The organism is uncultured Corynebacterium sp., assembly GCF_945649885.1.
In the GTDB taxonomy this organism is placed as follows: domain Bacteria; phylum Actinomycetota; class Actinomycetes; order Mycobacteriales; family Mycobacteriaceae; genus Corynebacterium.
Window position 1 is genome coordinate 24306 of record NZ_CALZFS010000013.1, and the last position, 8455, is coordinate 32760.

Genomic DNA, 8455 nt, shown 5'->3' on the forward strand with positions numbered 1-8455 from the left:
AGACGGAAGAAGAGTGGGTATGAGGTTGACATCAATGCAGATGCAGGAACTCCATGAACTCGAAGAACGCGCTGCGTGGTTGGATGCTGAGATACAGAAGCTTCTATTGGAACGTCAGCAGGTTTTCCAGCGGACAGAAGACTTGAATATGATCCGCTTGGAAGGGCTGCAATCCGAGAGGATGAAGGAAGCACCCACTACCTCCACGATGGAACTTGAAGTATTAGCACACTGGCTCACTGTCCAGGTTCAACGCCTGGAAGAGGAAAATCTTGGACGCACAGGCAGTGGTGTACCCCGGAGCTACCGAGTCCTGCCGGGGATGGTTCCCATCATGGTCAATGATGACGGCTACTGCACACAGCTGGTGATCCATTTTGATACCGAGCAGTTTCAGGGCATGGTGGGCTTTTCTTTCGATGACCGTGGTGGTCAGGGGCAACCGGAATATGACGAGAAGGATCATGCCGAATTTCTCGGTTTACTGCTGATGGGCGAATACCCGGTTACTCTCGCAGAACAGTGCGAACCAGGTGAAATCAAATGGTTCCTTAAAACCGCCGGGTATGCACACCCAGACAATATCGGTGATCTCATCACTGCAGGACAGACATTTGGTGCCTGGCTGCACCCACGGATCGAGGAAATTCCACATTCCTAGCCGATGCTCAGACAACCACTGTTAATCGCGATAGATTCATAACATGCCATTGATCAGTGATCTGCTTGATGGCCCCAGGGGCCGGGACTTTCTCATGGAGGTGGCCCTTGCCTCAGAGGGGCTGGGTGGACCCTTATTTCAGGCCACCTGGCGGCTTAGTAGCTATATGCGGCGTAACGTAGACACATTCGGGATCAGCAGGAAGCACTCTGCGGAAGCTCTATCCAGGAAAGTGGCACCCCTGCTGGAACAGGTGCCCTTGGGGGAGATTACTCCCACACTGCTTTATGACGCTCTGGAAAGCCCTGTCTTCCGGGCGACCTACTGGGTATCACCTAGTGATGAGAATGTGTTCCTGAGATCACAGTCTCTTAAGACCGGCCTGCGGCGTATTGCCCGTCATATTGCCAGCTCTGAGGTTGTATCTGACTGGTCTGATTCCTTCCAGCTGGATTGCCCGCAGGCTGCAGTGAGCTGGAAGGCACCAGGAGAAGAACCACCTGAACCACCAATTGAGGAGGCCTTGGAGAAGTGGCGGGAGGAGGCACGTACCGATAAGTTGTGGTGGTCCATGCCTCCGTGGCCGCTGATCGCCACCTCCGGGAAGCTCAAAGATGGCACTCCGGGGGCACTGCGTTTCCTTGAGGATGGTTTCGGATGGACAACCGGTTGGGTACGTGGAGCAACCGTGTCTCCTGATGCGAGGGTATTCACCATCCATGGATCGCGAGACTGGGCGCAGCTGTGCCAGCGCTTCCCACTGGATGTTACCGCCAGTAAGGGTGTGGACTGGCATGAGGTCACGGGATTTCCCCACAGGTGGGTGATGCCGGACTATGTGGAGGTAGCTCAATATTATGATGGGGTCCATTTAAGTATGGCGGGTTATCTCGCCACTGTGGAAAGGGTCATCCCCGTAGACGATAAACGTGCCAGTATGCTGGCACGGTGGAACCCGGGGCAGACCTTCTGGTTCACCGATGCTGTGTCACTGGATGACACACCTGTGGTGTGGCGTGATCGCGGCGATCAGGACTGGTGGCCTTGCGTCGATAAGCTTTAAGCGAGAGCCAGGCAGTGTCCCGCTAATCCCACCCCCAGCGTCCACCTCTGCCGATAAGCTGTCACCCATGGAACGGTTCATCGGTACTGAGACCGAATACGGAATTTCAACACCCGGCCACAATCATGTGAGCCCGATCGTCACCTCCACCCATGCGGTGGTCTCCTATGCCAGTGCGCGTGGCTTCGGCCAGCACCGTGTGCGCTGGGATTTCACCGATGAATCCCCGCTGCGGGATAGTCGTGGCTTTGATCTGCGTCGTTATCACCAGGCTCCCGTGGTGGATCCCCATGCCATCGGGGTGGCCAATGTCTTTGTCACCAACGGTGCGCGTTTCTATGTTGATCACGCCCACCCGGAGTATTCCTCCCCGGAGGTCACCAACGCCTGGGATGCCATGGTCTATGACACCGCTGGTGATCATATCCTCATGCAGGCAGTAGCTGACACCGCCGCCTTCTCCAGTCAGGGTAAATCTGTACTCGATGGCCATGAACCCTGTCCCCCCTTGAAGATCTACAAGAACAATGTGGATGGCAAGGGTGCCAGCTACGGGGCCCATGAAAACTACCGTTACCGCCGTGACATTGACTTTGATGTGATCGCCCAGGCACTGATCCCCTTCTTTGTAGCACGTCAGGTCATTATCGGTGCGGGACGTGTGGGACTGGGGCAGCAGGGGGACAAACCCGGTTTCCAGATCAGCCAGCGTGCTGACTATATCGAGCAGGAGATCTCCTTGGAGACCACCCTTAACCGTGGCATCATCAACACCCGCGATGAACCCCACACCAATGCTGATAACTGGGGTCGCCTGCATGTGATCATCGGTGATGCGAACATGTCCCAGACCGCCAACCTGCTGAAATTCGGCATGACCACACTTGTCCTTGATGCTCTTGAAACCGGCTGTGACTTCACGGATCTGAAGCTGAAAAATGCTGTGAGTGAAGTCTCTCAGGTTTCCCATGACCTGGAGCTCACCCATAAGCTCACCTTGGCAGATGCCCGCACCCTCACCGCAGTGGAGCTGCTGGGAATCTACCGCGATCGCATCATCACCACCCTCGCAGGTCAACTCACTGAGGTTGACCATAAGGTTCTGCAGCTGTGGGAAGAAGTCATGCTTCTTTTGGCAGAGGATCCTCTCAAGACCTCCCACCTGTTGGACTGGACCGCCAAGTGGGCCCTGATCAAGTCCTTTGTGAGCCGGGGACTGGCCATTGATGATGCCAAGATCAAATTGGTGGACCTGCAGTACTCCGATATTGATCCCGCACGCAGCCTCCACCATGCTCTGGTGGCCAAGGGGCGCATGAGGGAACTGGCTTCCCGTGAGGAGATCGCACATGCTGCCACCACGCCTCCCGTCGGATCCCGCGCCTATTTCCGGGGTGAGATGATTGCCCGCTTCCCAGAAAGTATTACAGCCGCCAACTGGGAATCACTCATCGTCAAAGATGCCACCGGCCGGGAATTCCGGATCCCCACCACGGAACTGGATGGACTCACCAAACAGGAAGTCGGGGGGATCCTCACCAACGCCACCACTGTGGACGAAGTTCTCAAGGCTTTGGAAGCAGGCGAACTCACACCTCTGCGAGAGCTCTGAACCACCTGTCACTGTGATCCCGCCCGAAGTACCCCCACCCCAAGTGAGGTACCTAACGTTGGTGTCTAAACTGTGGCAACTAAAGTAGACCTAATAAGCACCAAGCACAATGGCTAGACACATATCAGGAGTGTGATTTTGTGAGCGGCAAGCAGACGCAGATCTCCGCTGGGGGCGGACGCGAGGACGATCATGATGATCAGGTCCAGTCCGCAGGACAGGTACAGGTCAACACCGAAGGCGTAGACGATCTCCTCGATGAGATCGACGGTCTCCTGGAGAACAACGCCGAGGAGTTTGTACGCTCCTACGTTCAAAAGGGTGGCGAGTAACCCCCTTGAACGCAGATAGCGAGACAACAGGACACCCCCTATCGCAGGAGCACCCGGAAACGGGGGCACTGACGCGAAGGATCATGGGTGTGGAAACCGAATACGGTCTCACATGCATGGACGGGGAGATAAGAAAACTCCGCCCCGATGAGGCCGCCCGGTATATGTTTCGACCAGTCGTGGATAAATATTCCAGTTCGAATATCTTCATCCCGAATGCCTCCCGCCTGTACCTCGACGTTGGCTCCCACCCGGAATACGCCACCGCCGAGTGCGATAACCTCACCCAGCTGATCAACTATGAAAAAGCCGGGGATGTTATCAGCAACCGCATGGCTGTGGCAGCAGAAGCCACCCTGGCCAAGGAAGGCATCGGTGGTCAGGTCTACCTGTTCAAAAACAATGTGGACTCCATCGGCAACTCCTATGGTTGCCACGAAAACTACCTGGTCCGCCGTGAGGTATCCCTCAAGGCACTGGGACGCAGGCTCATGCCCTTCCTGATCACCCGCCAACTCATCAGTGGCGCCGGGATGATCCACCATCCAAACCCCATGGACAAGGGTGAGGGCTTTCCTTTAGGGTATTGCATCTCCCAACGCGCAGATCATGTGTGGGAGGGTGTCTCCAGTGCCACCACACGTTCCCGCCCGATTATCAACACCCGCGATGAGCCCCATGCGGATTCCCACCGTTACCGTCGCCTGCACGTGATTGTCGGGGATGCCAACATGGCTGAACCCACGATCGCGCTGAAGATCGGTTCCGCCCTGTTGGTGCTGGAGATGATCGAGGCTGATTTCGGCCTGCCGGATATGGAACTATCCAATGATATTGAATCCATCCGGGAGATCTCCCGTGATCTCAGCGGCCGGATTCCACTGAAACTCAAGGACGGTACCACCATGTCCGCCCTGGAGATCCAGCAGATTGTCTTCGAGCATGCCCAGCGCTGGTTGGAACACCGCGTGGAAAACATCGGCCCGGATGGTCAGATCAGAGGCACCTCCAATGAGGAGATGGCCCGTGTGGTTGATCTGTGGGGCCGCACCCTGGAGGCAATCCACACCCAGGACTTCTCCCAGGTGGATCAGGAGATTGACTGGGTGATCAAGAAGAAGCTCCTGGACCGCTATCAGTCTCGCGGCAACCTGGGACTGGATGACCCCCGTCTGGCGCAGATTGACCTCACCTATCATGACATCCGTCCTGGCAGGGGACTGTTCAGTGTATTGGAGACCCGCGGTATGGTTAAGCGCTGGACCACCGATGAGGCCATCGCACATGCCGTGGATCATGCTCCGGAAACCACCCGTGCCCATCTTCGCGGGCGGATCCTCAAAACAGCCGATAAGCTGGGAGCTCCGGTGACAGTTGATTGGATGCGGCACAAGGTCAACCGCCCAGAACCGCAGTTTGTGGAACTGGGAGATCCTTTCTCTTCCATCAGTAAGGACGCGGAAGAACTGATCACCTATATGGAATCCCATGCGGACAGTTACCGCACCTAGCACTGTCACTGAATGAATTACGGAGGGTTGATGGACAAGAGGGAAGTCCTGGAACGGCAAATCAACCTCACCTTCGCATTTCTCAGTGCGGAATCCTATGACCGTAAATACCTCACCCAGTCATGGATCTGGGAGAACCTCGAGGGTTATAAGCATCTGGAAAATGATGCTTTCCGCAAGGCTTTGCAGCGTGATCTCGCAGCGTTACAGCAGGCCGGTGTGCCCATTGAGAAGTGCACCCTCACCAGTGGCCAACATGAAGGAAAACCAGCCTACCGACTTGATTCAGAAGGGTATGAGCTCAAAGATGTTGAGTTCACTCCGGAAGAGGCAGCTGTGTTGGGGTTGGCTGGTGAGATGGGCCAGGGCCTGGAGCTGGGGGCCTTTGCCCGTTCCGGGTGGACCAAAATTGCAGCCAGTGGCGCGAACCGTGATCTGGGTGCCGCCGGTGCTGCCCTAAGCAACACCGGTGATCTCCGTGTCCTGTCCGCCCGTGACCTGGATGCCATCATGCGGGCCCGGAGGTTGGGGCGACGCATCAGTTTCACCTATACCCGCAGCAGAACTGAAGTACCTCACCTACGCACCATGGATGTCTGGGGTCTGGTTCCGGAACGGGACCGTATCTACCTCGTCGGATACGATATTGACCGTGATCAGGTCCGCACCTTCCGTATCACCCGCATCACTAATGTCATCCTGCTGAATGAACCAGCGGAACATCCGGCACCCCGGGATGTGGACCTGCAGGAGGTCGTGCGCTCGGCGCTGCGACGCGGCAGTGAGCTTATCGACGCCCACCTTGTCGTCGAGAAGGGCCGCGCGGTGGCACTGACCTCAGAAGGCAGGCCCCAAGGCGATGGTGGCACCTGGGAGCTGAAGGATGTTGACCGTAACTGGTTGATCCGTAATGCTGCCGCACATGCGCCGGAGGCGATCGTGACGTGGCCACGGGATGTCATTGATGAAGTCATCGCGCTACTTGCCACCGCGCAGAAGGGGTAGAGGTAGCGACATGTCACGTTCTGCTAGAAAAATCAGTGATCTGACCCGGCAGCTGAACCTGCTGCCATATTTTCAACAGCACCCCGATCGTACCGTGATGGAGGCTGCCCGCGACTTCGGCCTGCCGCCGGAGGAGATCATGGCGGACCTCAACAGGCTATGGATGTGTGGTCTGCCGGGTCTGCTGCCGGGTGATCTCGTGGAGCTGGAACATTCCTACACCTCAGTGAAGATCCACAATGCCCAGGGCATGGACAAGGCTCTGCGCCTGACTCCCACGGAAGCAGGTGTGTTGCTGCTGACCTTGGAGTCTTTGGAGAACCTCCCGGGTTTGACTGATCAGCAGGCGGTGATCTCCGCCGCGGAGAAGCTGCGTGGGGTCATGGGGGAGTACACCTCGGCGGTTTTTGATACTGCAGCGCAGGGCGATGCTAGTGGCAACGGAGTGCTTGCCATCATCCGCGAGGCATTGAACCGGGGCAAGCAGGTGAGCTTTACCTATCACTCCCACAGTTCTGATTCCACGAGCATTCGGCAGGTCAGCCCGGCACATGTCTTCACCAACGAGGGGGAAGCCTATGTTCGTGCCTGGGATGATGCAGTGCATGGTCATCGCACCTTCCGGGTGGATCGAATCAGGGATATGTCCTTGACTGATGAGCCTGCAGATCCACACTTAAAGCAGTTGAACTTCTCTGCTGATAAGCCCTTTGAGTCATCTCCGGCATCCGAGCAGGTGCAGTTCCTCCTGCGTGAGGATGCCACCTGGCTGGCGGATTATATGTCCATGGATCTTGCTGGTGAGTCCGACTACATCACTGATGGGCAGGGGATCACGTGGGTTCCGGCCTCCCGTCCCCTGTACTCGCGGGACTGGTTTATCAGGTTTAGTATCAGCCAGGCAGACAGAATCATCGTCACCGGGCCAGAAACTCTGGTGGAATCCATCAGGTCAAAGGCAGATGCAGGTTTGTCAGCGTATAAAGATCAACTAAGCTAAAATCAGCTCTTCACCCGCCCCCCGGTATATCTACCCACAAGTAGAAGCACATGTGGCTTCAGGACTGCTTGTACAACGTGAATTTGGAGTAAGACACCAATGCCTAGTCTTGGACCTATGGAAATCGTGATCATCGTTTTGTTGATCATCGTCTTGTTCGGATCTAAGAAGCTCCCGGATGCCGCCCGATCAATCGGTCGTTCCATGCGCATCTTCAAGTCCGAAGTCAAGGAAATGAAGAATGATGACCAGACTCCTGAGCAGCCCCAGGAACAGGGCTACCAGCAGCCCCAGCAGATTGCTCCACCACAGAATGTGCAGCAGCCGAACTTCCAGCAGCACTACCAGAACCAGCCTCAGCAGCCATCACAGCAGCCTGACTACCGTCAGAACTACGAGGATCCTCACCGTCCCGCTTAAATCAGCGTTGAGTTAGATCCTTTTGCATTGAGTTTTACTTGAAGCGCACCGCAACGTTGTCAAATCTGTTGCGGTGCGTTGTTGGTTGATATCGCACACGGTCCATATCCTTCAAGGTGTGGGCCCCTCTATCGGATAAGAGGGTTGTAGGAATTGTCTGATTCGAATAACGCCGAGGTGGCAAAGCCCCGGAAGAAGATTCTCACGCGTGGCAGGAAGAAATCCGCCACGGGGGATATGTCTATTGTTCAGCATATCCAGGAGCTTCGTCGACGTCTGCTGGTCTCCATGGCGGGCATCATGGTGGGCACCATCATCGCCTTCATCTGGTACCAGACCTCCTTCTGGGGTACCCCAACCTTGGGCGAGATTTTGCGCGATCCCTACTGTTCCCTTCCTCCAGAGGCCCGTGCCTCCTTCTCTGCATCTGAGATTGATGATTGCCGTCTGCTGGCAACAGGGCCCTTTGATCCCTTCATGTTGCGGTTGAAGGTCTCCGCCCTGGTCGGCCTGGTCATTGGATCACCGGTGTGGCTGTATCAGGTGTGGGGTTTTATCACTCCGGGCCTGATGAAAAATGAACGGCGCTGGACCTTCGTCTTCGTGGCCATCGCCGTCTTGCTTTTTGTCGCCGGTGCAGTGCTTGCCTACTTTGTGGTGGCTTATGGTCTGGATTTCCTGCTCACCATTGGTGATGAAGCCAGCATGGCCGCGCTGACCGGTGATCGTTATTTCAACTTCCTCCTTGCTCTGCTGCTTATTTTCGGCGTCAGTTTTGAGGTTCCCCTGGTCATCATGATGCTCAACATCGTGGGCATCCTGCAGTATGAGGCGATCAAGGACAAGCGTCG

At 56.1% G+C, this 8455-nt stretch carries 9 protein-coding genes; all 9 read left to right on the forward strand.

Annotation, left to right across the window (positions count from 1 at the left end; genetic code table 11):
* The first annotated feature begins 19 nt into the window (after positions 1-19).
* Positions 20-661 carry a hypothetical protein gene (locus Q0M74_RS02730; protein ID WP_293951512.1) on the forward strand — a complete coding sequence of 214 codons (642 nt, stop codon included), beginning with the start codon at positions 20-22 and terminating at the stop codon, positions 659-661.
* 43 nt (positions 662-704) lie between these two features.
* Positions 705-1724, forward strand: a complete 1020-nt coding sequence (locus tag Q0M74_RS02735) for a hypothetical protein (RefSeq protein ID WP_293951513.1) — start codon at positions 705-707, stop codon at positions 1722-1724.
* A gap of 67 nt (positions 1725-1791) precedes the next feature.
* Positions 1792-3336, forward strand: a complete 1545-nt coding sequence (gene dop / locus Q0M74_RS02740) for a depupylase/deamidase Dop (protein WP_293951514.1) — start codon at positions 1792-1794, stop codon at positions 3334-3336.
* Positions 3337-3476: 140 nt separating this feature from the next.
* Positions 3477-3668, forward strand: a complete 192-nt coding sequence (locus Q0M74_RS02745) for a ubiquitin-like protein Pup (RefSeq protein WP_293951515.1) — start codon at positions 3477-3479, stop codon at positions 3666-3668.
* Positions 3669-3751: 83 nt separating this feature from the next.
* The gene (gene pafA, locus Q0M74_RS02750; RefSeq protein WP_293951516.1) at positions 3752-5179 is read left to right on the forward strand and encodes a Pup--protein ligase; all 1428 of its coding nucleotides are present in this window, start codon (positions 3752-3754) and stop codon (positions 5177-5179) included.
* A 27-nt stretch (positions 5180-5206) separates the two neighbouring features.
* Positions 5207-6184: a WYL domain-containing protein gene (locus tag Q0M74_RS02755; protein ID WP_366087730.1), complete on the forward strand. Its 978-nt coding sequence runs from the start codon at positions 5207-5209 to the stop codon at positions 6182-6184.
* Positions 6185-6194: 10 nt separating this feature from the next.
* Positions 6195-7184, forward strand: a complete 990-nt coding sequence (locus Q0M74_RS02760; protein ID WP_293951518.1) for a YafY family protein — start codon at positions 6195-6197, stop codon at positions 7182-7184.
* Positions 7185-7283: 99 nt separating this feature from the next.
* On the forward strand, positions 7284-7604 hold the full coding sequence (gene tatA / locus Q0M74_RS02765; RefSeq protein ID WP_293951519.1) for a Sec-independent protein translocase subunit TatA: 321 nt from the start codon (positions 7284-7286) through the stop codon (positions 7602-7604).
* A 237-nt stretch (positions 7605-7841) separates the two neighbouring features.
* Positions 7842-8455, forward strand: a 614-nt coding sequence (gene tatC, locus Q0M74_RS02770; RefSeq protein WP_293951523.1) for a twin-arginine translocase subunit TatC, incomplete at its 3' end; no start/stop codon positions are given.

Coding starts and splice junctions, on each gene's coding strand:
- Q0M74_RS02730 (WP_293951512.1), top strand. CDS start 20: ATGAGGTTGACATCAATGCAGATGCAGGAACTCCATGAACTCGAAGAA.
- dop (WP_293951514.1), top strand. CDS start 1,792: ATGGAACGGTTCATCGGTACTGAGACCGAATACGGAATTTCAACACCC.
- tatA (WP_293951519.1), top strand. CDS start 7,284: ATGCCTAGTCTTGGACCTATGGAAATCGTGATCATCGTTTTGTTGATC.
- pafA (WP_293951516.1), top strand. CDS start 3,752: ATGGGTGTGGAAACCGAATACGGTCTCACATGCATGGACGGGGAGATA.
- Q0M74_RS02760 (WP_293951518.1), top strand. CDS start 6,195: ATGTCACGTTCTGCTAGAAAAATCAGTGATCTGACCCGGCAGCTGAAC.
- Q0M74_RS02735 (WP_293951513.1), top strand. CDS start 705: ATGCCATTGATCAGTGATCTGCTTGATGGCCCCAGGGGCCGGGACTTT.